Source organism: Streptococcus macedonicus ACA-DC 198, assembly GCA_000283635.1.
GTDB lineage: Bacteria > Bacillota > Bacilli > Lactobacillales > Streptococcaceae > Streptococcus > Streptococcus macedonicus.
The window spans coordinates 784,106-810,178 of sequence record HE613569.1; the positions used below are offsets into that span (position 1 = coordinate 784,106).

The 26,073-nt window shown below is 38.6% G+C and carries 24 protein-coding genes and 7 pseudogenes; 23 read left to right on the plus strand and 8 right to left on the minus strand.

Going from position 1 to position 26,073, the window contains the following annotated elements; translation table 11 throughout:
* Positions 1–137 precede the first annotated feature (137 nt).
* From SMA_RS04040 to SMA_RS04110, 17 genes and pseudogenes are all read left to right on the plus strand, one after another.
* Complete coding sequence (locus SMA_RS04040) at positions 138–410, plus strand: TIGR04197 family type VII secretion effector (protein ID WP_014294354.1); 273 nt, start codon at positions 138–140, stop codon at positions 408–410.
* 49 nt (positions 411–459) lie between these two features.
* Entirely contained in the window at positions 460–777 is a 318-nt protein-coding gene (locus tag SMA_RS04045) for a hypothetical protein (protein ID WP_014294355.1), read from the plus strand.
* 74 nt (positions 778–851) lie between these two features.
* Positions 852–1,336: pseudogene (locus tag SMA_RS10865) on the plus strand (hypothetical protein).
* 224 nt (positions 1,337–1,560) lie between these two features.
* Complete coding sequence (locus SMA_RS04050) at positions 1,561–3,222, plus strand: ribonuclease J (RefSeq protein ID WP_014294357.1); 1,662 nt, start codon at positions 1,561–1,563, stop codon at positions 3,220–3,222.
* Positions 3,223–3,378: 156 nt separating this feature from the next.
* The gene (locus tag SMA_RS04055; protein WP_014294358.1) at positions 3,379–4,092 is read left to right on the plus strand and encodes a matrixin family metalloprotease; all 714 of its coding nucleotides are present in this window, start codon (positions 3,379–3,381) and stop codon (positions 4,090–4,092) included.
* Positions 4,093–4,183: 91 nt separating this feature from the next.
* Positions 4,184–6,103 carry an ABC-F family ATP-binding cassette domain-containing protein gene (locus SMA_RS04060; protein WP_014294359.1) on the plus strand — a complete coding sequence of 640 codons (1,920 nt, stop codon included), beginning with the start codon at positions 4,184–4,186 and terminating at the stop codon, positions 6,101–6,103.
* A gap of 233 nt (positions 6,104–6,336) precedes the next feature.
* Positions 6,337–6,783, plus strand: a complete 447-nt coding sequence (locus SMA_RS04065; RefSeq protein ID WP_014294360.1) for a MarR family winged helix-turn-helix transcriptional regulator — start codon at positions 6,337–6,339, stop codon at positions 6,781–6,783.
* Positions 6,776–8,528: pseudogene (locus SMA_RS04070) on the plus strand (ABC transporter ATP-binding protein). Before SMA_RS04065 ends, SMA_RS04070 begins: the two are co-directional and overlap by 8 nt.
* A pseudogene (locus SMA_RS04075) lies at positions 8,528–10,408 on the plus strand (ABC transporter ATP-binding protein). Before SMA_RS04070 ends, SMA_RS04075 begins: the two co-directional pseudogenes overlap by 1 nt.
* A 131-nt stretch (positions 10,409–10,539) precedes the next feature.
* A pseudogene (locus SMA_RS04080) lies at positions 10,540–10,956 on the plus strand (cupin domain-containing protein).
* A gap of 132 nt (positions 10,957–11,088) precedes the next feature.
* Entirely contained in the window at positions 11,089–12,057 is a 969-nt protein-coding gene (locus SMA_RS04085; protein WP_014294362.1) for a thiamine pyrophosphate-dependent dehydrogenase E1 component subunit alpha, read from the plus strand.
* Between the two features lie 31 nt (positions 12,058–12,088).
* On the plus strand, positions 12,089–13,093 hold the full coding sequence (locus SMA_RS04090; RefSeq protein ID WP_014294363.1) for an alpha-ketoacid dehydrogenase subunit beta: 1,005 nt from the start codon (positions 12,089–12,091) through the stop codon (positions 13,091–13,093).
* 53 nt (positions 13,094–13,146) lie between these two features.
* Positions 13,147–13,275: pseudogene (locus SMA_RS12365) on the plus strand (lipoyl domain-containing protein); the annotation flags it as partial.
* A 189-nt stretch (positions 13,276–13,464) separates the two neighbouring features.
* Positions 13,465–14,502: pseudogene (locus SMA_RS04095) on the plus strand (dihydrolipoamide acetyltransferase); the annotation flags it as partial.
* A 145-nt stretch (positions 14,503–14,647) separates the two neighbouring features.
* A complete protein-coding gene (lpdA, locus tag SMA_RS04100) occupies positions 14,648–16,393 on the plus strand; it encodes a dihydrolipoyl dehydrogenase (protein WP_014294365.1) in 1,746 nt (581 codons plus the stop codon).
* A gap of 104 nt (positions 16,394–16,497) precedes the next feature.
* A pseudogene (locus tag SMA_RS04105) lies at positions 16,498–17,036 on the plus strand (ATP-binding cassette domain-containing protein); the annotation flags it as partial.
* A gap of 198 nt (positions 17,037–17,234) precedes the next feature.
* Positions 17,235–18,119 carry a siderophore ABC transporter substrate-binding protein gene (locus SMA_RS04110; protein WP_223246259.1) on the plus strand — a complete coding sequence of 295 codons (885 nt, stop codon included), beginning with the start codon at positions 17,235–17,237 and terminating at the stop codon, positions 18,117–18,119.
* Positions 18,120–18,224: 105 nt separating this feature from the next.
* Here SMA_RS04110 and SMA_RS11985 read toward each other — a convergent pair whose 3' ends face one another.
* Together SMA_RS11985 and SMA_RS11990 are read right to left on the minus strand one after the other, a co-directional pair.
* A complete protein-coding gene (locus tag SMA_RS11985; RefSeq protein ID WP_223246260.1) occupies positions 18,225–18,473 on the minus strand; it encodes an EamA family transporter in 249 nt (82 codons plus the stop codon).
* 15 nt (positions 18,474–18,488) lie between these two features.
* Positions 18,489–18,653, minus strand: coding sequence for a hypothetical protein (locus SMA_RS11990; protein ID WP_223246261.1), 165 nt, complete (start codon positions 18,651–18,653; stop codon positions 18,489–18,491).
* On the opposite strand from SMA_RS11990, the gene SMA_RS11320 reads away from it, so the two are divergent.
* Positions 18,636–19,010 carry an aminotransferase-like domain-containing protein gene (locus SMA_RS11320; RefSeq protein ID WP_162470419.1) on the plus strand — a complete coding sequence of 125 codons (375 nt, stop codon included), beginning with the start codon at positions 18,636–18,638 and terminating at the stop codon, positions 19,008–19,010. The genes SMA_RS11990 and SMA_RS11320 overlap by 18 nt on opposite strands.
* A gap of 98 nt (positions 19,011–19,108) precedes the next feature.
* A complete protein-coding gene (gene lplA / locus SMA_RS04125) occupies positions 19,109–20,098 on the plus strand; it encodes a lipoate--protein ligase (RefSeq protein ID WP_003064342.1) in 990 nt (329 codons plus the stop codon).
* A gap of 87 nt (positions 20,099–20,185) precedes the next feature.
* On the opposite strand, the gene SMA_RS04130 is transcribed toward lplA, so the two are convergent.
* The 4 genes from SMA_RS04130 to SMA_RS11995 form a co-directional block, all read right to left on the minus strand.
* Positions 20,186–20,728, minus strand: a complete 543-nt coding sequence (locus tag SMA_RS04130; protein ID WP_014294367.1) for a hypothetical protein — start codon at positions 20,726–20,728, stop codon at positions 20,186–20,188.
* A gap of 57 nt (positions 20,729–20,785) precedes the next feature.
* Positions 20,786–21,094 (minus strand): DUF898 family protein, encoded by a 309-nt coding sequence (locus SMA_RS04135; protein ID WP_014294368.1) that lies wholly within the window; start codon positions 21,092–21,094, stop codon positions 20,786–20,788.
* A 179-nt stretch (positions 21,095–21,273) separates the two neighbouring features.
* Positions 21,274–21,858, minus strand: a complete 585-nt coding sequence (locus tag SMA_RS04140) for a substrate-binding domain-containing protein (RefSeq protein WP_318248504.1) — start codon at positions 21,856–21,858, stop codon at positions 21,274–21,276.
* Positions 21,859–21,870: 12 nt separating this feature from the next.
* On the minus strand, positions 21,871–22,041 hold the full coding sequence (locus SMA_RS11995) for a LysR family transcriptional regulator (RefSeq protein ID WP_280144263.1): 171 nt from the start codon (positions 22,039–22,041) through the stop codon (positions 21,871–21,873).
* Between SMA_RS11995 and SMA_RS04145 the strand changes: the two genes are divergently transcribed.
* Positions 22,042–22,317 (plus strand): hypothetical protein, encoded by a 276-nt coding sequence (locus SMA_RS04145; RefSeq protein WP_223246267.1) that lies wholly within the window; start codon positions 22,042–22,044, stop codon positions 22,315–22,317.
* A gap of 124 nt (positions 22,318–22,441) precedes the next feature.
* Here SMA_RS04145 and SMA_RS04150 read toward each other — a convergent pair whose 3' ends face one another.
* Complete coding sequence (locus tag SMA_RS04150) at positions 22,442–23,224, minus strand: protein-ADP-ribose hydrolase (protein ID WP_014294369.1); 783 nt, start codon at positions 23,222–23,224, stop codon at positions 22,442–22,444.
* A 129-nt stretch (positions 23,225–23,353) separates the two neighbouring features.
* Positions 23,354–23,614: a metal-sensitive transcriptional regulator gene (locus tag SMA_RS04155; protein ID WP_012961838.1), complete on the minus strand. Its 261-nt coding sequence runs from the start codon at positions 23,612–23,614 to the stop codon at positions 23,354–23,356.
* A gap of 188 nt (positions 23,615–23,802) precedes the next feature.
* Here SMA_RS04155 and SMA_RS04160 point away from each other — a divergent pair, with 188 nt between their 5' ends.
* From SMA_RS04160 to SMA_RS04170, 3 genes are read left to right on the plus strand one after another with little or no spacing between them, the layout of a single operon-like run.
* Entirely contained in the window at positions 23,803–24,084 is a 282-nt protein-coding gene (locus tag SMA_RS04160; protein ID WP_306473125.1) for a rhodanese-like domain-containing protein, read from the plus strand.
* On the plus strand, positions 24,081–25,736 hold the full coding sequence (locus tag SMA_RS04165; RefSeq protein ID WP_014294371.1) for an FAD-dependent oxidoreductase: 1,656 nt from the start codon (positions 24,081–24,083) through the stop codon (positions 25,734–25,736). The genes SMA_RS04160 and SMA_RS04165 overlap by 4 nt, the downstream gene beginning before the upstream one ends.
* Positions 25,729–26,028, plus strand: a complete 300-nt coding sequence (locus tag SMA_RS04170) for a rhodanese-like domain-containing protein (RefSeq protein ID WP_014294372.1) — start codon at positions 25,729–25,731, stop codon at positions 26,026–26,028. The genes SMA_RS04165 and SMA_RS04170 overlap by 8 nt, the downstream gene beginning before the upstream one ends.
* Positions 26,029–26,073 lie beyond the last annotated feature (45 nt).

Consider the following 26,073-nt stretch of genomic DNA (forward strand, 5'->3'; position numbering starts at 1 on the left):
TTTTCTTAAAATGTAAGATAATGTTGTAAAAAAAACTCCATAAAGCACTAGCATAGTACTGTTAGTGCTTTTATTGTGATTAAGGTTTATGATAAAATAAATATAATTTTAAACAGAATAATGGGAGAACGGGATTTATGACGACAATTAGGAGTGATAAGGAGACTGCACAAACTTACGCTAGTCAGCTTGTGACTGCTTGTCAAACATTAAGTGACGTTGGTAATGCTAGTCAAGATACACAAACGGAGCTTCAAGGGAATACAAAAGCTCACGACCTTATGGAAGAATCAAAGTCTTTGTTAGCACAAATTGTGTCAAGTGTTGAAACAGCTTCTCAAAATCTTCATTCGGTAGCTAGTGATTTTGAAGTGGTGGATCAATTGGGTGCAGAAAGTTTTGGGAGTTAAGTTAGAGTGGCTAGTAAAGATAGATTAATTCAAAAAGAATGTCAAATTATTGCAGTTTTTTGAGGAAGCGACGACGGATAATCGTAAGCTTGCAGAAAGTATTTCTAATGATTTTGAATGGTATGATAGGGAAAGTCTAAGGTTAGAAAATAGCCTTTGGGAAATTTTAGAGCACAGCCATTATGCAGGCGAGATTGAGCTTAATAATAATCAGCAAAGAGGTTTTCGGTCACGAACTTTTGATTGTGTGATTGATTCGATTGTTGATTTAAAAAAAGAGGAGATACGGCTTGAAGATGAGATAGACAACGTCCGCAATGAAAGACGTAAGTTATCTTTACAGGGGGAGAAACGAAATGGGACTTAATATGACTTTGGAGCAGTCAGAAGAACAAGCAAGGAGCACGCAGTCTGTTTGTCAAGCAGAATAGGAAGAAAACAATAATTGTCTCTGTCATAATTGTTCTCCTTGTGCTTGTTGCTTCGTTTTTTGGTTACCGAGCTTATCGTTATCATGATTTTAAAAGGGCTTATGAAAAGGGAACAACTTATGAGCAGTTAGATGTTTTGATGAATAATTCAAGGTATATAAAAAATTAGATAGATTAGGATATAATGTTGCTGATAAGGAGAGTTTAATAGGTGGTGTTGTTCCACGGATTCTAAATCAAAAGAAAACTGTTTGGGTTTATCGTCCTAAGAATGATAAGTTTGAAATATCTTATACTCTTGATGAAGAAACGGAAGTTTATTTTGAACTAAATCAAAAATTAAAAATGTTTGATACATATGTAATGATTTCTGATAACGGTGGCATACACTACGGAGAAAGTCTAACATCATCACAGCAGGAAAAATTGCTAAAGGTAGTCAAAAAGGAACTTAAAACCATGTTGAAAACTATTTATGAATCAATGTATGACTAATACTTAGAGAATTTTAAAATTAGTGAAACTGAGTCAAAGTGCTCAGCTTTTTCATCCCCACAATCGAGCTCTCTAATTCCAAAAGAAGAAAATCTTCTGAAAATATGGTATAATAATAGTGCTGTAATTCGACTTGCTAACCTTTTTTGGAGGCAAGGACCGTTTGTATGAAAAAAGCAAAGTAATTTGCTCGTATAAAAAATAAATGAGGAGAAAACATCGTAATGAGCGATATTAAAATTATTGCCCTTGGAGGTGTGCGCGAAAATGCGAAAAACCTCTATGTGGTAGAAGTTAATGACTCTATTTTCATTTTGGATGCTGGACTTAAATATCCTGAAATTGAACAATTGGGTGTAGATGAAGTCATTCCAAATATTGACTACCTAGTTGAAAATAAAAAACGTGTGCAAGGAATTTTCTTGACGCATGGGCACGCAGACGCTATCGGAGCTTTGCCTTATATTCTATCGGAATTTAAAGTGCCAGTGTTTGGCTCACCGTTGACAATTGAGTTAGCGAAGCTTTTTGTTAAGAAAAATAACAATGTTAAAAAATTTAATAATTTCCATGTTATTGACGCAGAAACTGAAATTGAATTTGTAGATGCGACAATTTCATTCTTTAAAACAACTCACTCAATTCCTGAAAGTTTGGGGATTGTTGTTGGTACAGATGAGGGAAATATTGTTTATACAGGCGACTTCAAATTTGACCAAGCTGCCCGTAAATATTACCGTACAGACTTGTCTCGTTTGACTGAAATTGGGCGTGAAGGCGTTTTAGCTCTTCTTTCTGATTCTGCTAATGCGACAAGTAATGTTCTGACAGCTAGCGAATCAGAAGTTGCTGCTGAGATGGATAGCATTATCGCAGATGCTGAAGGTCGTGTGATTATTGCAGCCGTAGCTTCTAACTTGGTTCGTATTCAGCAGGTATTTGATTCAGCCGCAGACTATGGTCGTCGTGTTGTTTTAACTGGTTTTGACGCTGAAAATATTGTCCGCACAGCCATTCGTATGAAACGCTTGCGTTTGGTTGATGAAAAATTGATTGTCAAACCAAAAGACATGCACAAGTTTGAAGACCATGAATTGATTATTCTTGAAGCTGGTCGTATGGGTGAACCGATTAATGGTTTGCAAAAAATGGCGCTTGGACGTCACCGTTATGTGCAAATTAAGGAAGGCGACCTTGTTTACATCGTTACAACGCCAAGTCTTTCAAAAGAAGCAGCTGTTGCGCGTGTCGAAAACTTGATTTACAAAGCTGGTGGTGTGGTTAAACTTATCACACAAACAACGAATGTTTCAGGTCATGCCAATGCGCGTGATTTGCAGTTGATGATTAACCTTCTTCAACCAAAATATTTGTTCCCAGTTCAAGGAGAATACCGTAACTTGGCAACGCATGCTGAGTTAGCGCAAGAAGTTGGTATGTATCCAGAAAATATCTACATCGTCAAACGTGGTGATGTCATGGTTCTTGGTAAAGATGGCTTTAATCACGAGGGAAGTGTCCCAGCTGGTGATGTGATGATTGATGGAAATGCGATTGGTGACGTTGGTAACATTGTTCTTCGTGACCGCAAAGTCTTGTCAGAAGATGGTATTCTCATTGTTGCCTTGACTGTTAATAAACGCGAAAAGAAAATTGTTTCAAAAGCTAAAATTCACACACGTGGTTTTGTCTATGTCAAGAAAAGCCGTGATATTTTGCGTGAATCAGCTGAATTGGTTAATCAAACTGTTGAAAATTACTTGGCACAAGAAAGCTTTGACTGGGGTGAATTGAAAGGAGCTGTCCGCGATGATGTGGCAAAATTCCTTTTCGACCAAACCAAACGTCGCCCTGCTATTTTACCAGTAGTTATGGAAGTGAGATAAGAAGATAAGGGAGGTAAGGCAAAAGCCAAGTCTCCCTATTTATTATTTTGGATGTGCAGTTTTTTCTTGTTTTTTTAAGTTTTGATTGATACACTAAAAGCCCAAGATTTGAAAGTATGGTATTTAATCCAAAAATTCTAGAAAGTGAGGATAAGTATGAAAAATTTATTTAGGATAATCTTTTTTATTCCCAGGCTCATTATCAGTATTATCTGGAATTTTTTCTGGGCTATTTTTAGAACGATTGTAATTATTGGAATTGTTTGTTTTGGTTTACTATATTATGCCAATAACAGCAGTTCTCAGTTAGCCAATACGATTTCAACCATTGCCAATAATGTCACAAGTTATTTTTCGGCAAATAGTGATGATATTGCAAATAGCCTAAAAGACTTGTCAACGGATGATTTTACTTATTATTCGGGGGCACGTTGGTCAAGTAATTCTGCCAATGTCTATATTGAGACGACTAATGAAACGTTGATTGAAGCTTATGAGGAAGCTATCAATGCTTGGAATGCCACAGGAGTTTTTACTTTTAATTTGGTTTCTGATGAATCATCGGCGGACATTATTGCGACTGATTATTCTGATGCTAGCTCGAAAGCAGCAGGCTTTGCAGAGACAGAGACAAATGCTTTGACGAATCGAATTACTCATGTTGATGTGAAATTGAACACTTATTATTTAACGGAAAATGACTATGGTTACACGCATGATCGTATCGTTTACACCGCAGAGCACGAATTGGGGCACGCTATCGGACTTGACCATGATGACGATGAACAGTCTGTTATGCAATCTTCAGGGTCTTACTACGGTATTCAAGATGTCGATATCCAAAAAGTTCAAGAGCTATATGCTTCTTAAACTGACCATAAATCTTGGAAAATCTGCTGATTTCGGCAGATTTTTTCATATTCTCCTAGTTTAACGACTTGTGATTTGGTAAAATAGACATATGATTATTTTACAAGGGAATAAAATTGAACGCTCGTTTTCGGGTGATGTACTTTTTGATAATATTAATATTCAAGTTGCTGAGAAAGACCGTATTGCGCTGGTTGGGCGAAATGGTGCTGGAAAATCAACTTTGCTTAAAATTTTAGTCGGCGAAGAAACACCAACATCTGGTGAAATTAACACAAAACGTGATTTGACTTTATCTTACTTGGCACAAGATAGTCGTTTCGAGTCAGAGAATACGATTTTTGATGAAATGTTGCACGTTTTTGATGATGTACGTAGCATGGAATCACGTTTGCGTAAAATGGAAATGCAAATGGCAGAGCTGACAGGTGATGCTTTTGATAAATTGATGTCAGATTATGACCGTATGTCAGAGGAATTTCGTGTCAAGGGTGGATTTACCTATGAGGCGGAAATCAAGGCGATTTTAAATGCTTTTAAATTTGATGAATCCATGTGGCAAATGAAGATTTCGGAATTGTCAGGCGGGCAAAATACACGCTTGGCGCTTGCCAAAATGTTGCTTGAAAAGCCTGAATTACTAGTGCTAGACGAACCAACCAACCATTTGGATATCGAAACTATTGCTTGGCTTGAAAATTACTTGGTCAACTATCAAGGCGCTTTGATTATTGTCAGTCACGACCGTTATTTCTTGGATAAGGTGGCAACGGTGACGCTTGATTTGACAGCACATTCGCTTGACAGATATGTTGGTAATTATTCTAAATTTATAGATTTGAAAGCTGAAAAGTTAGCACTCGAAGCCAAAAATTATGAAAAACAAGCCAAAGAAATTGCCAAGTTAGAGGACTTTGTTCAACGTAATATTGTGCGTGCTTCAACGACAAAACGTGCCCAAGCTCGCCGTAAACAGTTGGAAAAAATGGAACGTTTGGACAAACCAACGGCAGGGCAAAAATCAGCTAACATGACTTTTCATGCGGATAAAGTGTCAGGAAATGTAGTCTTGACGGTGACAGATGCGGCAATTGGCTATGATGACCAAATCTTGTCAGAACCAATTAATATTGATGTCAAGAAATTCGATGCCATTGCCATTGTTGGACCAAATGGTATTGGAAAATCAACCTTGATTAAATCAATTGTGGGTCAAATTCCATTTATCAAGGGAACGTCAACTTACGGTGCCAATGTTGAAGTGGGTTACTATGATCAAACGCAATCAAATTTGACGCGTACAAACACGGTTCTTGATGAACTTTGGAATGATTTTTCAACGACACCAGAAGTGGAAATTCGTAATCGTCTAGGAGCTTTTCTCTTCTCTGGCGATGATGTCAAGAAATCAGTCAGCATGCTTTCTGGTGGTGAACGCGCCCGCTTACTTCTTGCAAAATTGTCCATGCAAAATGATAATTTCCTTATTCTAGACGAACCAACCAACCACTTGGATATCGATAGCAAGGAAGTTTTAGAAGATGCTTTGATTGATTTTGACGGAACGCTTTTATTTGTCAGTCACGACCGTTATTTCATTAATCGTGTGGCAACAAAAGTGCTTGAAATCTCTGAAAAAGGCTCAACCCTTTATCTTGGTGATTATGATTATTACCTTGAGAAAAAAGCGGAGCTGGAAGAAATGGAACGTTTGAAAGCCGAAGAAGCACAGGAAAAAACAGTTGCCATTGTTGAAAAAGCGCCAGCTAATGATTATCAAGCGCAAAAAGCTAACCAAAAGGAACTTCGCAAACTCACACGCCGAATCGCTGAAATTGAAAATCAATTAGAAGACATTGAAGCGCGTGAAGAAGCAATCAACCAAGCGATGTTAGCCACAAATGATGCCGTAGAACTCGTTGATTTGCAAAAAGAACTCGATGACTTGACTGAACAACAAGAAAAACTCATGCTAGAATGGGAAGAACTCAGCGAACAGGTTGAAGGGTAATTTTAATGATATGTAGCTGTCTGGAAATAGCAATAGGCTAATTTTAGACAAGTTTGCATATCATTTTTTAGTTTTTAAAAAAATCAATAGCAAGCTATCTACTTTTTGTGTCAAAGTTCTATAATAACTATTGGTAAATAGATGAAAATGTCTAGCAAATCTTGAAATTTAGCTAAAAAATTGTTTTTGGACTAAGTTTTGAGAGGCTTGCTTTTTTGAGTTTGGAGGCAATAATGAACCCGACAAATGCTCCTTATGGCTGGTTAGTCAAACGGATAGCACATCGTTTGGAACAAAATATGAACAATTTCCTAAAACCGTATAATATCACGATTATGCAGTCATGGGTTTTGATGTTTTTGAAGCGAACAGAGAACTGCTATACTTTTAAAGAATTGGAGAAACAATTTGAAGTGTCTCAGCCGACAATGGCTGGTATTTTGGCGCGTTTAGATCAAAAAAATATGATTATAACAAGCCAAGATGAGAAAGACAAGCGTATCAAAAAAGTTGAAATTTCTGATGAAGGTAGAGCTTTGATTAATCGTTTGGGCGAACACTTAGATGATTCAGAGCGTGCAATTGTTGGGGATTTTACCAAAGATGAGCAAGAGATGTTTCATTTATTGCTTGAAAGAGCTTATTATAATGTTGTAGAAAGAGGTGACGAGAATGATTAAAACTTTATTAGCGCAGGTGAAGGAGTACAAAACGCCATCTTTACTAGCTCCTTTGTGTGCCGCTTTGGAAGTTTTCTTCGACATGTCAATTCCTTTTGTGATTTCGAAATTGATTGACCAAGGGATTCAGGCAGGAAATCTTGCGGTAGCCATGAAATATGGTTTGTTTATGTTATTTTTGGCTATTTGTGGTTTGACGACAGGTTTCCTAGCAGGGAAATTTGCGGCGCAGGCTTCAGCTGGTTTTGCTGCTAATTTGCGTGAAGGAATGTATGACAATATTCAAACATTTGCTTTCTCAAATATTGATAAATACAGCACAGATGGTCTTGTAACACGTATGACGACTGACGTGACAAACGTTCAAAATGCTTACCAAATGATTATTCGTGTGGTTGTCAGAGCACCATTAACAATCATTTTCAGTATGTTTATGTGTTTTGTGGTTGACCGTCAATTGAGTTTGATTTTCCTTCTTGCTGTTATCATTTTGGCGGCTTCATTACTGTTCATCATGCGTAAAGCAATGCCTGCATTTAACTATGTTTTTCCGTAAATACGATGATTTGAATGCCGGTGTTCAAGAAAATATTTCTGGTATTCGTGTGGTAAAAGCCTTTGTCCGTGAAGAACATGAAAATACAAAATTCACTAAGGCTGCTGAAAATATTTACCGCCTCTTTGTCAAAGCGGAAAAAATTGTTATTTTCAATAACCCAATCATGATGTTTATCATCTTTGCTTGTATGATTTGTTTGTCTTGGTTTGGGGCTCGCTTTATCGTAGCTGGTAGTTTAACAACAGGTGAGTTAACATCACTTCTTTCTTACATCTTTGCCATGATGATGTCACTCATGATGTTATCAATGATTATGGTTATGATTTCAATGAGTATGGCTAGTGCGGAACGTATTTCAGAAGTTCTTAACGAAAAAGCTGACATTGTTAATCCTGAAAATCCATTGATGGAAGTTTCAGACGGAAGCATTACTTTTGACCATGTGCATTTTTCTTACAAACACGGCGGTGGTGAAGAAGTGCTTTCTGATATTAATTTGAGCGTTAAATCTGGTGAAATCATTGGTATTATTGGTGGAACTGGTTCTGGTAAGACCTCATTTGTTAACTTGATTCCACGTCTTTATGATGTTGATTCTGGTTCAATTAAAGTTGGTGGACGTGATGTTCGCGAATACGATTTGAAAGTTCTTCGTGACCAAGTAGCGGTTGTTCTTCAGAAAAATGTCCTTTTATCAGGGACTATCTTGGATAACCTTCGTTGGGGAAATGAAAATGTGACAGATGAAGAATGTATGGAAGCTTGCCGTCAAGCTTGCGCAGATGAATTTATCGAACGCTTCCCAGACAAATACAACACTTGGATTGAACAAGGTGGTAGCAATGTTTCTGGTGGTCAAAAACAACGCCTTTGTATTGCCCGTGCATTGTTGAAAAAACCAAAAGTATTGATTCTGGATGACTCAACAAGTGCCGTTGATACTGCAACAGATGCGAATATTCGCCAATCATTTGCTGAAACGATTCCTGGGACAACGAAAATCATTATCGCCCAACGTATTTCAAGTGTACAACACGCCGATAAGATTTTGGTACTTGATGATGGTAAGATTTCAGGATTTGCAAGTCATGATGAATTATTGAAAACAAATGCTATCTACCGTGGAATCAACGATGTTCAACAACAAGGTGGCGGCGATTTTGATGCGGAAGGAGGTAGCAATTAATGGCTCAAACCAAAAAAGAAATTAATAAACAAGATACGCTAAAACGTGTATTGGCTTATGTCTTGAAAAACTATAAATGGCGCTTCTTGCTAGTATTGGTTTTGATTTTAGTAACAGCGCTTTGTATGGTAGGCTTTAGTTTGTTCATGCAAACATTGATTGATAGTTATATTACACCTCTTTTAGCTGCTAAAAATCCAGATTTTTCAGGGTTAGCGCACGCTATTTTTCAATTAATCATTATTGGTATCATTGGTGTTCTAAGTTCTTACACTTATAACCGTTTGATGGTTTATGTTGGACAAGGAACAATGCGTCGTATTCGTATTGATTTGTTCACTCATATGGAACGCTTGCCAATCAAATATTTTGATACACATGCTCACGGTGATATCATGTCTATCTATACTAATGACGTTGATACACTTCCTCAGTTGCTTAGCCAAAGTATTCCGCAAGTGGTCAATTCATTCTTTTCAATCGTGGTGACTTTTACAAGCATGCTTATTCTTAACGTGTCATTGTCAATGTTATCACTATTTATGGTTGTGATTTTGTTAACTGTTGTGCGTAAAATCGCTTCGAAATCGTCTAAACATTTCCATAACCAACAAAATGACCTTGGTCGTGTCAATGGTTTCATTGAAGAAATGATGGACGGTCAAAAAGTGGTTAAAGTTTTCAATTACGAAGAACGTGCTAAAGAAGATTTCCGAAAAATCAATCAACAACTCCGCTATTCTGCCACAAATGCCAATATCTATGCTAATATTTTGATGCCAGTATCAGCTAACATTGGACATATTTCCTATGTACTTTGTGCCATGCTTGGGGCAACCCTAGCACTTCATGGTTATGCTGGATTGACCTTGGGAACATTGGTTTCTTTCCTAGTCCTTAACCGTAGTTTTACAAATCCGATTACACAAATCAGTCAACAAATCAACTCAGTTATCATGGGCGATGGCTGGTGCTGACCGTGTCTTTAACCTACTTGATGCCGAAGTGGAAACAGATGAAGGTTATGTTGAATTGGTAAATGCTACTGAGGACGCTGCTGGTAATCTTCAAGAAGTTGAAGAAACAACTGGTATGTGGGCTTGGAAACATCCACACGAAGACGGCACTGTGACTTATCACAAGCAAGAAGGTCCTGTAACCTTCTCAGATGTAACCTTTGGTTATAACGATGATAAAATGGTTTTACATGACATTAATTTGTTTGCGGAACCTGGTCAAAAAATTGCCTTTGTTGGGTCAACTGGTGCTGGTAAAACAACCATTACAAACTTGATTAATCGTTTTTACGATATTCAAGAAGGTAAGATTCATTACGACGGTATTAATATTCGTAAAATCAAAAAAGCTGATCTTCGTCGTAGTTTAGGGAGATTGTATTGCAAGATACGCACCTCTTTACAGGAACGGTTATGGATAATATCCGTTACGGACGTTTGAATGCGACTGATGACGAATGTATTGCTGCGGCTAAGTTAGCTAATGCACATGATTTCATTAAACGTTTGCCAGAAGGTTATGATACAATTTTGACAGGTGGCGGAAGTAATTTATCTCAAGGACAACGTCAATTACTTGCTATTGCACGTGCAGCCGTGGTAAATCCACCTGCTTTGATTTTGGATGAAGCAACATCATCAATCGATATGCGTACCGAAGTTCACGTTCAAGAAGGTATGGATGCGTTGATGAAGGGTCGTACAACCTTTGTTATCGCTCACCGCTTGTCAACAGTTCGCAATGCGGATTGTATCATGGTTCTTGAACAAGGACATATCATCGAACGTGGTAACCACGACGAATTGATTGCGCAAAAAGGACGTTATTACCAACTTTACACAGGTAATGCCATTAGTGAATAATAGATTTAGACAATCTTTGGAAAATAGCAGAGCTGTTTTTCAAGGGTTGTTTTTCTATTTTAGGTATATATTTTTAGTTGAAAATGCTCAATTGTCGTGATACACTTTGTTCAAACCAAAGGAGGGTTATCATGGTGAAATCTATTAACATTCGGCGACTTTCAGAGGCTATTTCGGTTGAAAAATGCAATGGAACTAAGGTGAATTATTTCTTATATCCCGAATTTGAGATTCATCAAAATGTTTTACCTGCAAATACCATTCAGGATTGGCATAAGCAACAAGCTATCGAGGAAATTATTGTACCAACAAAAGGAAATGTAATCATTCAAGTTTTGGAAAATAATACCATAAAGACCTATACGGCGAATTGCGGTGAAGTCTTACGTGTCAAACAATCCATACACTGAATCATTGGTGATGACAAAGAAGAAACAGAATTTATCGTTTTCCGATTTATACCGACTGGCAACAACCAATCTGATAAAATCAAAAACGACAAAGTCGATTGCGAAAAATTGGTAAGGGAAATATTGGAGGAGAAGTAAGGTTTAAAGACCATTTGGCGTCTCTTTTACCGTTGTTTTTAAAACGTTTTCAAAATCTCGGTTGAATAATTTGTGATTTGGGAAATAATATTATATGATGAATGGGTAAGAAAAAGATATTTGGAGGGCAATATGATGAATTTGTCTCAAGAACAATATATAGATATGTATCTCAAAATGCAGCGTATTCGTGAGTTTGATATGCGCATTAATAAGTTAGTTCGACGCGGTTTTGTCCAAGGTATGACGCACTTTTCAGTTGGGGAAGAGGCGGCAAGTGTTGGTGCAATGGCACATTTGACTTATGATGATATTATTTTTTCAAATCACCGTGGACATGGGCAATGTATTGCTAAAGACATGGATTTGAACAAAATGATGGCTGAACTCGCTGGCAAGGTAACTGGTGTGTCAAAAGGTCGTGGTGGTTCCATGCATTTGGCAGATTTTGAAAAAGGCAATTATGGTACAAATGGTATTGTTGGCGGTGGTTATGCGCTTGCTGTTGGTGCGGCGTTGACACAGCATTATCAAAAAACGGGCAACATTGTTGTTGCCTTTTCTGGTGACGGTGCGACAAATGAGGGTTCTTTTCATGAATCAGTAAACTTAGCAGCTACTTGGGGATTACCTGTTATTTTCTTTATTATCAATAATCGCTATGGTATCTCTATGGATATTACGAGAGCGACCAATACACCGCATCTCTACACACGTGCTGAAGCTTATGGCATTCCTGGTTTTTACTGCGAAGATGGCAATGATGTTCTAGCGGTTTATGAGACAATGGGGAAAGCGGTTGACCACGTGCGTTCTGGAAATGGTCCAGCCATTGTTGAGGTAGAATCTTACCGTTGGTTTGGGCATTCGACAGCTGACGCAGGTAAATACCGTAGTAAAGAGGAAGTTGATGACTGGAAGAAAAAAGACCCACTTGTCAAATTCCGTACGTATTTGACTGAAAATCATTTGGCAAGCCATGACGAATTGGAAGCTATTGATGCACAAGTGGTTAAAGAAATTGATGATGCTTACGTATTTGCTCAAAATAGCCCTGAACCAGATTTGTCAGTAGCATTTGAAGATGTCTGGGCAGATTAAGCAGCTTTTTAATCACAAGAGGAGAAAGACAATGACTGAAACAAAACAAATGGCATTACGTGAAGCTGTCAATCTTGCGATGACAGAAGAAATGCGAAAAGATGATACGATTTTTCTCATGGGAGAAGATGTTGGCATTTACGGTGGCGACTTTGGAACGTCTGTCGGTATGTTTGAGGAGTTTGGACCTGAACGTATCAAGGATACACCGATTTCAGAAGCAGCTATTGCAGGAAGTGCCATTGGCGCTGCGATAACTGGGCTTCGTCCGATTGTTGATGTGACCTTTATGGATTTTATCACCATTGCCCTTGATGCCATTGTTAATAACGGTGCTAAAAATAATTATATGTTTGGTGGTGGTTTGAAAACGCCAGTAACCTTTCGTGTAGCCTCTGGCTCTGGTATTGGTTCAGCAGCGCAACATTCGCAGTCTCTGGAAGCTTGGTTAACCCATATTCCTGGTATTAAGGTTGTTGCTCCAGGGAATGCTAATGATGCCAAAGGGCTTTTAAAATCAGCCATTCGTGATAATAATATTGTTATTTTCATGGAGCCAAAGGCGCTTTATGGCAAGAAAGAAGAAGTAAACTTGGATCCTGATTTTTATTTGCCGCTTGGAAAAGGTGATATTAAGCGTGAGGGAACTGATTTGACCATTGTTTCTTATGGTCGTATGTTGGAGCGTGTTCTTCAAGCAGCAGATGAAGTAGTAGCTGACGGCATTAGCGTTGAAGTGGTTGACCCACGGACACTTATTCCACTTGATAAGGAGTTGATTATCAATTCGGTGAAAAAGACTGGGAAGCTCATGTTGGTTAATGACGCTTACAAGACAGGTGGTTTTACTGGGGAAATAGCTGCGCTGGTTACGGAAAGCGAAGCTTTTGATTACCTTGATTATCCGATTGTACGTTTGGCAAGCGAAGATGTGCCAGTACCATACGCACGTGTTTTAGAACAGGGTATTTTGCCAGATGTTGCTAAGATTAAAGCAGCCATTTATAAAATGGTACGCAATGGTCGTGATGCCTAAGGGAGGTGTTTTCTGTGGCAAATGAAATTATTATGCCAAAGCTTGGTGTGGACATGCAAGAAGGAGAAATTCTTGAATGGAAAAAAGCTGAAGGTGATGAGGTCAATGAGGGTGATATTCTGCTTGAAATCATGTCTGATAAGACCAATATGGAAATCGAAGCTGAAGATTCTGGCGTGCTGTTGAAAATCGTTCATCCAGCAGGTGATGTCGTAGCTGTTACCGAAGTTATCGGCTATATCGGAGCAGAAGGTGAAACTCTTGTTGATTCTGTGGGTGAGAAACATGTTGAACCGTTAGCATCGGCTCAGGAAGCGAAAGCTCAACCGTTGCAAGCAAGCACAGCGCCAGCGATTTCCCAAAAGACGTCTGAAACTGGAAAAGTCCGTGCTACGCCTGCTGCTAGAAAGCTAGCACGTGAGCGAGGTATTGACCTTGAAAAAATCACTGGCAGCGGTGAAAATGGGCGGATTCACAAGGAAGATGTGGAACAATTTAGTAAGATTCGTGTGACGCCACTGGCTCGTAGGATTGCAAAGGACAGAGGTGTTGACCTTGAGACACTGGTAGGAACGGGTGTTTCTGGTAAGATTACCAAGGAAGATGTTTTAGCAAGTCTAGGTGATGTTGCGCCGCAAAAAGAACAAGCAGATGTAAAAGTGACAGCGCAAGCGGGAGCTTTGGCTGATGTTACGGCTGCAAGTGACGGAGTTGAAGTCATTAAGATGTCTGCTATGCGTAAGGCAATTTCAAAGGGGATGAGCCATTCTTACTTTACGGCACCGACCTTTACGCTTAATTATGATATTGATATGACGAATCTGATTGCCCTGCGTAAGCAACTTATTGAGCCAATTATGGCAAAGACGGGTTATAAGGTGACCTTTACGGACTTAATTGGGCTTGCTGTGATTAAGACCTTGATGAAGGAGGAACATCGTTTCCTTAATGCTTCTCTGATTAACGACGCTCAAGACATCGAACTACATCATTTTGTCAATCTTGCAATCGCTGTTGGGCTTTCTGAAGGTTTAGTGGTTCCTGTGGTTCATGGTGCAGACCAGATGAGTTTGTCAGACTTTGTGGTAGCATCAAAAGATGTGATTCAAAAAGCACAAGCTGGTAAATTGAAAGCAGCTGAAATGTCTGGCTCAACATTCACCATAACGAACCTTGGAATGTTTGGAGTGAAGTCGTTTAATCCGATTATTAATCAACCAAATTCGGCAATCCTTGGGATTTCAGCAACTATTGAAACACCCATCGTTCATGACGGTGAAGTGGTTATTCGCCCAATTATGGGAATGAGTTTGACCATTGATCACCGATTGGTTGACGGAATGAATGGTGCAAAATTCATGCTAGATTTAAAAGCGCTTCTCGAAAATCCGCTAGAATTGCTAATCTAAAGTAAAAAACGTGGGCGGTGACATAGGTGACTCGGGCATCTTTAAAGCCTAATGTTGACAAATAAATGATGTAGTCGGTTGCTTGGGTGAGAGCCGCCCAAAGCTGACTGAGAAACAAAAGTATTTTCTGAAGGGAAAACGTAAAATGGCAGTAGAAATTATCATGCCCAAGCTTGGTGTTGACATGCAAGAGGGCGAAATTATTGAATGGAAAAAAGCGGAAGGGGAGCTTGTCCAAGAGGGCGATATTCTGCTTGAAATCATGTCTGATAAGACGAATATGGAAATTGAAGCCGAAGATTCTGGCATGCTTTTGAAAATTGTTCACAAGGCTGGTGATGTTGTTCCTGTGACAGAAATCATTGGCTACCTTGGTGCTGAAGGTGAAGTTATTGACGAAGTTGTGCAAGTAACACCAGAACAAGCAGCGGCAAACTTAACCGCAGCAGGCTTGGAAGTGCCAAAGGCGGTGACGGCTGATGTGACTTCTGAACAAAAAACTCCACTTGCAGCTGATGAGTATGACATGATTGTGGTTGGTGGTGGTCCTGCTGGCTATTATGCCGCCATTCGTGGTGCGCAACTCGGTGGCAAAATTGCTATCGTTGAAAAATCAGAATTTGGTGGCACGTGTCTAAATGTTGGCTGTATCCCAACTAAAACTTATCTCAAAAATGCCGAAATCCTTGATGGACTAAAAATTGCTGCTGGTCGCGGTATTAATCTGGCTTCAACTAATTATAGTATTGACATGGATAAAACCGTTGAGTTTAAAAATTCCGTTGTCAAAACATTAACAGGTGGCGTTCGTGGTCTCTTGAAAGCTAATAAAGTAACCATTTTTGACGGACTGGCTCAAGTCAATCCAGACAAGACGGTAACGATTGGGTCGCAAACGATTAAGGGACATAGTATCATTTTAGCAACTGGTTCAAAAGTATCACGCATTAATATTCCAGGTATTGATTCACCGCTTGTTTTGACTTCTGATGATATCCTCGATTTACGTGAAGTACCGAAATCACTAGCTGTCATGGGTGGCGGTGTTGTTGGGATTGAGCTTGGACTGGTTTGGGCATCTTACGGCGTTGATGTGACCGTTATTGAAATGGCAGACCGCATTATTCCAGCTATGGACAAGGAAATTTCGCAGGAATTGCAAAAAATTCTGACGAAAAAAGGTATGACCATTAAAACCAATGTCGGAGTAGCCGGAATTGTTGAAAAAAATAGCCAGCTTGAGTTGACGCTAACCAATGGTGAGACAATTCAAGCAGATAAAGCTCTTCTATCGATTGGACGTGTTCCCCAAATGCAAGGTCTTGAAAATCTCAATCTTGATATGGAAGGTAATCGCATCAAAGTCAATGCTTACCAAGAAACGTCAATATCTGGTATTTATGCTCCTGGTGATGTCAATGGTCAAAAAATGCTAGCGCACGCTGCTTATCGTATGGGAGAAGTGGCTGCTGAAAATGCTCTACGTGGCAACCATCGCAAAGCCAACCTCACCTACACACCAGCAGCGGTTTATACTCATCCAGAGGTTGCCATGGTTGGAATAACAGAAGAGGCTGCGCGTGAGCAATACGGCGATATTTTGATTGGAAAATCAAGCTTCACAGGCAATGGACGAGCTATTGCGTCTAACGAAGCTCAAGGATTTGTCAAAGTCATCGCTGACAGCAAGTATCATGAAATACTTGGTGTGCATATCATTGGCCCCGCAGCAGCAGAGCTCATCAATGAAGCGGCAACCATTATGGAAAATGAATTGACCGTTGATGACGTTGCCCAAGCGATTCATGGACACCCAACTTTTTCTGAAAATATGTATGAAGCTTTCCTTGATACTATTGGTGAAGCTATTCATAACCCACCGAAGAATTAAATCAAAAGTATGCTCTAAAACTATGTTTAGAGCATACTTTTATAATTGAAATAATATATTTAGTCCCCAAAGTAGCAGAGCTCATCAATGAAGCGGCAACCATTAAAGGTCTCTTAATGATAAAAGATAAAGAAATCGAAGCATGGTCTTCTGACGAATTAGCCAAAGAATTAACCATGCTCAAACAACAACTCTACTATCAGATGAAATTGACGGTAGAAGAGTTGGTTGCTTTTGGTCGTTTTCCTTATAGTCACGGACGTTTGACGAAAAAAGACCAAGGGAAAATAGATGAAGCAATAACTTACATGGACTTGCAGCTGTTTAGAAGGCGGATGATTGATACGCTTTCTGGTGGGCAGTTACAACGTATGTTTATTGCTATGGTTTTAGCTCAAGATACGGACATCGTCCTTCTTGACGAACCGCTTAACAATCTGGATATTAAGCAAGGTATTTCGATGATAAAAATACTGCGTTCTCTAGTTGATGACTTAGGGAAAACGGTGAGTTTAAGGATGGAAAAGTTTTCTGTTCAGGAACGCTTCATCACGTTATGGTGAAAGAGATTTTAGACAATCTCTATGATATGGACCTTATTTTAGATGAGATTAATGGTAATAGGATTTGTGTTTACCAATAGAAAGTTTATATGGTGAAAACATGAAGAAGCAATTGACATTACTATTAACCGCAATGATGGTACTCATTATGGCTGTATTTTTAGGTGATTGTTCGTCAAGCTCTAGCTCAAATAGTACAAGCCGATCTAGTGACGCCTCTGAAGTGACAATTACAGATGCAACAGGAAAAGTCAGCGTAGCGACGAATCCTAAAAAAAGTGGTTGTCCTTGATTTTGGTGTTGCGGATACACTCCGTACTTTAGGGTACGAAGATGTGATTGTTGGGATGCCGAAAGGGTCTGTACCAACGTATCTCTCTGATTTAACTTCTAAAGATTCTATTACTGACGTCGGAAATTTAAAAGAAGTTAATTTGGAAACTATTGCAAATCTAGAACCTGACTTAATTATCGCTTCTGGACGAACATCAAGTCAATTGGAAGATTTCCAAGAAATCTCACCGACAATTTATTTTTCAACAGATACGAGTGATTATTGGAATTCTCTTCAAAAGAACGTTACGGAATTAGTTAAAATTTTCGGTAGTTCTGCCAAGAAAGAAGCTAAAAGTCAATTATTAGATATTGATGATTTGATTGAAGAAACAGCAGAGAAAAATGCTGACACGACCAAAACAACGTTAATGTTGATGCTTAATGAGGGCAATATGTCAGGTATTGCTGCTGATGGACGTTATTCATTTGTTTATGAGGACCTTGGATTTAAAGCAACTGATTTGGAAATTGAAAAATCAAGCCACGGTGCTAAAGATAGTTCAAGTTCTTCAAGCTCATCAAGTTCATCATCAGACACGAGTTCTTCATCAAGCTCAAGCAATCAATATCACGGTTCTGGTTTAAGTTATGAAAGTATTAGTGAAGTCAACCCAGATATTATTTTTGTCGTTGACCGCACTTTGGCTATTGGGGGAGATGACTCAGCCAATTCAGATATTTTAAATAATGATTTGATTCAGGCAACGAACGCAGGTCAAAATAATAAAATCATTACCTTAACATCAGACCTCTGGTATTTGTCTGGTGGAGGTTTGGAATCAACCAAACTAATGATTGAAGAAGTTGCAGCATACGCAGGTAACTAAATCTTAATTGACCATAATCTCCCTAATACACATAGATAAGAGAGATTTTCTCAACCATAAAAAGCCTAAGAAAATAACATTAAAAAGCCTAAGAAAGTAACATTTCTAGGCTTTTTCGTTTTCTTCAACAGTTTGTGTCTTCGCGAGATAGACACCGATTAAAGTGGTGGCAATAGCTATGACTGATTGGAGATTTAGGTTTTCTTGGAAAATCACCCAAGCGTAAAGTGCCGCAACAACAGGCTGTGATAGAGTGATTAAAGAAGATAGGCTGGCATTGACTTTACCGAGACAGTAAGCTAGTAACCCTTGCCCAAGAATTTGGGAGACAAGAGCCAAAGCCAAAAGTGGCAAAAGCTCTGCTATATTTTATGGTAGGTAAAATTCTTCGGTCAAGAAAATCACAACAGCAAGCACTAATAGTGTTCCAAAGGCACTAAAAACCATAATCACGTTAGATTTGACGGTGTCGCGCAATTGATAAACGGTAATCATAAACATGTGTACAATAGCACGGTGAATCTTCTTAATCAAATTGCGCTGGCTAATATTTTATCAAGTGGTGATTATGACCGCTTGGTACGCAAGATTAATCATGTTTTTAAGAAGCGTTACGAGGCATTCAAAAAGGAATTTGAACGGTTTCAGTCGCTGATAAAGCTTTCATCAAATGTCAGCGGTCAATATTTTTTGGTGACTTTTCCAGATAAAATTAATCAGGGTGATTTGATAAAACAAGCTGAAAACGAAGGGGTTCGTGTTTACTATACCATGCAATTCTGGCAAGAAAAGGCAGCTTGTTCGCAGGAAAGTTTTTTTCTTGGGTTCAGTAAAATTGATTTGGAAAATATCCCAGATTGTGTCAGTCGCCTTAGACGAGCTTGGGATTGATCGCAGTATTTCATTGAGGAATTCTTCCAAGCAAATTAAGAGACTGAAAGCGGCGATTTTGCTATACTATTCTTGTATGTTATAAAAGGAGCTTTCGCATGAAATATATTGTCAATAACTCCCATAATCCTGCTTACAATGTGGCTTTGGAAGCTTACGCTTTTCGTGAATTGTTAGCTGAAGATGAGCTTTTTATTCTTTGGATTAATGAGCCAACGATTGTTATTGGTAAACACCAAAATGCTATCGAAGAAATTAACAAAACTTACACAGATGAACATGGTATTCATGTGGTTCGTCGTTTATCAGGTGGCGGTGCGGTTTACCATGACCTCAATAATTTGAATTACACGATTATTTCTAATAAATCACAAGAAGGGGCTTTTGATTTTAAAACCTTTTCCCAACCTGTCATTGAAACGCTAGCTGATTTAGGGGTGACAGCGACTTTTACGGGACGTAATGACCTCGAAATTGACGGAAAGAAATTTTGTGGCAATGCGCAAGCCTATTATAAAGGACGAATGATGCACCATGGTTGTCTGTTATTTGACGTGGATATGACTGTTCTTGGAAATGCTCTGCAAGTTTCAAAGGATAAAATTGAATCCAAAGGGGTTAAATCTGTGCGTGCGCGTGTGACCAATATTTTAGATGAATTGCCAGAAAAAATGACTGTTGAAGCCTTTTCAAATCAATTGTTAAATAAAATGAAAGAATCTTATCCTGATATGACAGAATATGTCTTTTCTGATGATGACCTGAAAAACATTCAAGCCTTGGCTGACCAACAATTTGGCACTTGGGACTGGACTTACGGAGAAGCACCAGAATATACAATTAAACGCTCTGTTCGTTACCCAGCAGGAAAAATTACCACATATGCTAATGTTGAAAAATCAGTCATTAAAGGAATGAAACTTTACGGTGACTTTTTTGGCATCAAAGATGTGGCTGACATTGAACAAGCCCTAATCGGACTTCGCTACGAATACCCAGATGTTTTAGCCAAACTCCAAACAATTGATACCACTCAATACTTTACCAACATCACTCCACAAGAAATCGCCAAAGCAATCGTGGAGTGAGGGAATATATAAAACTAGCTAGCAAAAATTGCTAGCTAGTTTTTATTATGTTTTTTAGTTAGGCATCTTGTGATGAGTATTTAGTGCTTATTTCCAAGTTGCGTTTTCGTAGGAAACAGTGACAGGGTTATCGTCACTTACAAGATAAACATCAACAATAGTTGCTTTTTGACCTGATGTTAAGCCATCAACAGGTTGGGTTGAAACATTTGTAAATGTGTAATCCAAGGTTTTACCTTCAGAATCTAAAACAGTCCATCCACCTAAATCAATATAATCTGAACTGGTATTCTCTACTATTGTTGTAACAACAAGTGCTTTTTTACCTTCAAATTTACTATATTCTTCCTCTGGATATCCTTCTTTTAAGTCAATATTTTCATCTATAACAGGTTTCTGTATTGTCATTTTTAAACCTGTTGATTCATATCCAGTAACATGCATATCAGCTTCAGTGAAAGTGTAACTTTCGTCAAATGAAAGGTTGTGAGAGGTCTCCTCTTTACTAGAGCTTGATTCTTTGATAATCTCAATAGAAGTCGTAGTTGTTTCTTCATCTGAGCTCTTTGAGCAAGCAACAAGTGTAGTAGCAGAAATGAACAATACTCCTCCTAATAACATTTTTTTCATTAAAAATTCTCCATTCAGCTTTTAACGTGGTTCAGTTTTTTTGCACGTTTTCCTAATTTAGTCTAAGTAGTGCGTGTGTTTGGTAATCCATTGTTGCAATTTAATATTAAGCCAGAATGAGTAGATACCGATTGTAATGATAGTTAAAATGAGCCACTTAATCCAATTGCCAAAGAGTTGTGTGGCTGTTCCGTCAAAGGCTAGACGGTGTCCGTCAATAACAGTATGTTTGACTTTCCAGTTTATCATGATACAAATACCCCAAGGTGCGCAGATTCCAAGGGTTAAAATGGTAATCAACCCAGCTAAAATACTGTGTCCAATGTAACTTAATAAACCACCGTCAAAATAACTTTCTCGTTTCATCCTATATATCTCCTTTGTATTTAAACGATTGCTTTACGCAAAAACGTTATTAGTGTAGCATATTGGACACAGCTATTCAAGATGACATGAGTAAAAACAAACGAAAACCACCCAAAGTTGCACTTTAGTGGTTATTATTTGTGGTGAAAAATGTTATTGTCTTTCGATTTATTCACGCATTATTTTGAGAAATTGTTTGGTACTTGGGGATGACGTGTTTTGTTTTTTCCAGAGAATTTGTAGGGTGTCGTGATTATTTTCAGCAAATGAACAAAGGTTAAGTCACTATCTGGATATGAGGTGTCGATAATGTTGCCAAGGCAAAGAGCAATTCCCACACCAGCTTTGACGAGAAGTGAAGCATTATAGAGCAAATTATAGGTTGCGACGATACGATAATCCCCTAAACCAGCCAATGCGCTAGGTTCTGTACTCGTTTGAGCAGAAGTGATAAGTGGGTAAGCCAGCGCATCAGTGAGGTTTGGCTTTTCAATCAGCGTTAACGGATGCCCTTTAGGCACCAAGGCTCCCCAGTGGTCACGGTTGTCAAGGGCTAGGTGATTGTATTTTTTGATATCGTAACTGCCAATGGTAATTCCTAAGTCATAAACGCCTTTATTTAAATGTTCGAGAATGTCATCTGCGTTACCGCTGCGAATATGGACACGAATATCTGGATATTGTTCGGTTAGCGTTCTGATAGCGCGGAAAACAATATCAAGCGACGGGCTTTCGGGAGCTCCGATGTAAATATCACCAGCAATGCTATCTGTTTTTCAAATGTTATTTTCAGTTTTTTCAACCAATGCTAGAATTTCAATGGCACGGTTGTAAAGGTATTGCCCGTCATCGGTCAATTGAATTTCACGGCTACCTCGGTGAAATAAAATCGTGTCTAATTCATCTTCTAATTCTTTAATTTGTCGTGAGAGTGTTGGTTGTGTCACGTGCAGAGCGTCAGCTGCATTGGAAATGCTAGAGAAGCCTTTGACAGTCATTATCATTTGAAAAATGAAGCAACAATCAATTTCTTAGGAACTTGTTTAGAAAATTTTGTGAAGTATGTTGGTTTGGTAAATGGACTGAATGCCCCAAACGAAGAAATTCTCAAACCTGCTGGAGCTAACGAAAGTACACCAGTATCTACGGATGCTAATTCAGGTCCTTCAGCTAGTTGGAATGCGAGTGCAGCCCCAGTAGTCAAGCCTATCACCTCTAACTAAACAACCCCATTTGATAAAACACTAGACGACATCTTTGGTTATGATTTAGGCATTGAAGGAAAAGATATTTTAGATACAGTAGCTTTAGATTAAAAACAAAAACGCCTTTATGGCGTTTTTTTGATTAATTAAGTAATTGCTGATAAAGGTTTAATTCCTCTTCCTCGTCAACGTTAAAGATAATTTTATTAACAAATTGGCTATGTTCTAAAAAGTCTTTTGCGGTTTGAATGGCAATTCTTGCCGCATTTTCATTAATAAAATGAACTTCATCATCTGTTGCAAGGGATGATAGAGCAACAGATTCAAGATGATTTTTTTCTGCCAATGTTAGACAAGATAAATAACTTTTAGCAAGTAAATCTTCATCAGTTGGCGTCAAATGTTCGTTGATAGCAGGGCTAACGGTGTGAAGCACAAATTTGGCAGGCAAGTTATAAGCTGGCGTAATTTTTGCCGTTCCAGTTGGTTCGTCATGACCTTGTTCTTGCATGAGTTTGTAGCAATCCAGACGAAGTTGCACACCAGCATAGGTATGAATAGCATTGTCAGCGCAGTCATGAAGCGGTTGGAAACAACCAAGCATACGGCGATTAGCAGTATTGACGATGGCATCCACTTTGAGACGCGTAATATCACCTTTCCAAACATAAAGGCGGTCGTCTGTTGGAATGGGTTGTAGATGATTAAAGAAAACAACGACACGCTCTGCTTTTTTGAGTTGTAGATAGTTGTTTTGCATATCCAAAAAGCTGCTTGAAACCGCCATTGGTGGACGAACATTAAGAAGAGCACGCAATAATGTTTCCTGACCAGCTAAGTCACTAGGAACATTAATTGCTCTAAATTGTGGATTTTCCTTAATCAGGTAATCTAGAAGGTAGGTCACCATTTCTTTTTTTGTCATATGGTCTCCTTAGCATAATAAAATCGCTTTCCTAAGCATAAGTATATCACCTTTTTAAGGAATTAGCATTAAGAAAAATGAAAAAATCTGAAAATGACAAATAGGAATCCGTGCAGCAGTAACGAATTCCTATTTTTTGATAATCAATTCCAATGCTTTTTGTAATTTTTCTTCTTGCTTTTCTTTATCCTCAACTGGATTTTCGATGATTTGATTGATTTTGTTGCTAATAACGATACCCATGGTACGGTTAATGCTAGAACGAACAGCAGTTAATTGTGTCACGATATCGATACATTCTTTATCGTCCTCAATCATTTTTTGAATCCCACGCAGTTGCCCCTCAGCACGTTTTAAGCGATTGATAATGTCTTTGTTATTTGTTGCCATAAAGCCCTCCTTTGACTGTTATTATACCGATATGGGGTATTATTTGTCAAACTCAAGACATTATCATTGACAGTAAATTATAGGATGTGATATCATCTAAATATACCCATAGGGGTATCTGTTGATAGAGAGGAGACAAGGTTATTTTTCTAAAAAAATTATTTTCATCATCGATAAAAAATATTGATATTACAGAACTTCAACGACTTTTAGATAAAGATATTGTGTTATTAGACGTTCGAACAGCTCAAGAATACGCTAGGGGGCATATTAAAGGAGCTCGGTCATATCCTTTAGAACGTTTGAATACCTATCAGGGTACTAAAGATAAGCCAATTTATCTTATTTGTCATTCTGGAGCTCGCAGCAAACGTGGCGCAAAATTATTACAACAAAAAGGCTATGAAGCCATTTCGGTTAAAGGCGGTATGATGGCTTGGCATAGAAAAATTATCGGAGGAAATAAATGACTAAAATTTTAATTGTTGGTGGTGTCGCAGGTGGGATGTCAGCAGCGACTCGTTTACGCCGCTTAATGGAGGACGCTGAAATTATTGTATTTGACAAAGGACCTTATGTTTCATTTGCCAACTGTGGGCTTCCATTTCACGTTTCTGGGGAAATAGCAGAGCGTGAAAGTCTTATCGTACAGACACCAGAACGTTTGAAAGCACGATTTGCTATTGACGTTCGACCAGAATCAGAAGTGGTGGCAGTTGATACGGATAAGAAAAGCATCACAGTTCGCTATGCGGATAAAGTCTATGAAGAATCATACGACAAACTGATTTTGTCACCAGGTGCCAAACCAGTTGTTCCTCAAATGGAAGGGCTAGATAGTGCTGATAACGTGTTTGTGCTTCGCAATATTCCTGACTTGGATAAGATTCTAAATGCATTAAACAACACCAAAGCTAAACGTGCCACTATTATTGGTGCTGGGTTTATCGGACTTGAAATGGCAGAAAATTTGGCTAAAAGAGGCTTGCAAGTGATAATCGTTGAAAAGGCACCGCATGTTTTACCACCGTTAGATGAAGAAATGGCTGCTTTTGTTAAGGATGAATTGACACGAAACGGCATAACAGTTTACACTAATCAATCTGCCAAAGCTTTCAAGGATAATGGAAAAGTTATCATTCTTGAAGATGGTAGTGAGCTACTATCTGATATTACTATCATGTCAGTTGGGGTTCAACCAGAATCAAATTTAGCCAAAGAAGCAGGTCTTAAACTTGGTATACGTGGGAGGATTCTTGTTAATGAGTATTATCAAACCAGCAATCCAGATATTTACGCTGTTGGAGATGCCATTATTGTCAAGCAAGAAATCACTGGTCAAGATGCGCTTATTTCTCTAGCTAGCCCAGCAAACCGTCAAGGTCGCCAAGTTGCGGATAATATCGCTGGCATCGCTCGTCAAAATAAAGGAAGTATTGGAACAGCTATTGTTCGTGTCTTTGATTTGGCAGCTGCTTCAACAGGCTTGAGTGAACGCATAGCTCGCCAACAGTTTGAAGATGTAGCTGTTGTCCATACAACATCAAAAGACCATGCTAGTTATTATCCCAATGCTAGTGACATCGTTTTGAAATTGATTTTTAATCAGAAAACGGGTGCTATCTATGGAGCACAAGCTGTTGGGCAAAAAGGCGTTGATAAGCGTATTGATATTCTAGCAACAGCGATAAAAGCAGTTCTGACGGTAGCTGATTTACCAGAATTGGAATTTACTTATGCACCGCCATTTGGCTCAGCTAAAGACCCAGTAAATATGGCAGGATATGCTGCGCTTAACATTATGGAAGGCTTTAGTGAAAATGTTCAATGGTATGCTTTATCAGATGAATTAGCCAAAGGAAAAATCTTGCTTGATGTTCGTACGGGAAAAGAAGTTTCACACGGTCATTTTGCAAATAGTATTAACATACCACTTGATGAATTGCGTGACCGTTTAGCAGAATTAGACGCCAATCAAGAATACATTATCAGTTGCCACAGTGGGCTTCGTTCTTACATTGGGGAACGTATTTTGAAGCAAAATGGCTTTAAGATTCAAAATCTTGATGGTGCTTATTTCCTTTATAGTACTGTCAAACCAGAGGAGGTTATTCATGATTAAAACAATTACAACTAGAGAATTACAAGAAAAAATAAGCAAAAAGAAGCTGCATTTGCTTGATGTTCGTGAGAAAGTAGAATACGCCATGGGACATGTGCCAACAGCGGTTAATCTACCTTTAAGCGAATTTGTATCAAGCTACCAAACACTTGATAAGGATAAGGTTTATCATATCATTTGCCAAAGTGGCTCACGTTCTGAACAGGCAGCAGTTTTCTTATCTCAACAAGGCTATCAAGTTGTCAATGTCGCAGGTGGCACATCTGCTTGGATAGGAGTATTGGAATACTAAAATAGTTGACATCATTAAGCAAGGCTACTGGTCCTGCTTTTATGT